This window comes from Virgibacillus carmonensis, assembly GCF_057836705.1.
On sequence record NZ_JBYQFJ010000373.1, the window covers coordinates 1 to 535 of the forward strand.

The 535-nt window shown below is 35.3% G+C and carries 1 protein-coding gene; it reads right to left on the reverse strand.

Annotation, left to right across the window (positions count from 1 at the left end; translation table 11 throughout):
- A partial coding sequence (locus AC3G7N_RS22430) for an LTA synthase family protein (RefSeq protein WP_489424309.1) occupies positions 1-535 on the reverse strand: 535 nt, incomplete at both ends.

A 535-nucleotide genomic window follows, 5' to 3' on the forward strand; every position in this document is an offset into this window, starting at 1 on the left:
GTTTGAAAAATGGTTTATCCTTTAAACCATAGTTAATAACATTTTCTTCATTCATGTCGTAATAACTTGAGTCAAAGAACCTATCGACTCCAAATTCTTTGTAAATCTCGTCGCGGTTCCAGAAGCTTTTATTATCACCATGGAATACTGCTGACGTATAGTCTTCTTTACTTTGACCTAATATTGCTGGTAAGGCCTGATACGTATTATTCCCCTTTGTAACAAATGCTGCTCCTTGAGGCAATGGATATAACGATGTATCCATGATCAATTCAGCATCAGCCGTTTTCCCTTGGGCAGTTTGGTGGAAGAAATTATCGAAATACGTAAAGTTCTTGCTTTCATCGTGCACCAATGAATTTAAGAACGGTGTTACTTCCTCACCATGCAGCTTATAATCAATTAGAAATGATTGGAATGACTCAAGATGAATTTTGATAACATTTTTACCCTCTGCGACTCCAAATAATTCCTTATTAGGTTCTGCATACTTGTTTTTTGTATAATTTTCTACTTCTGTAATATCACTACTATC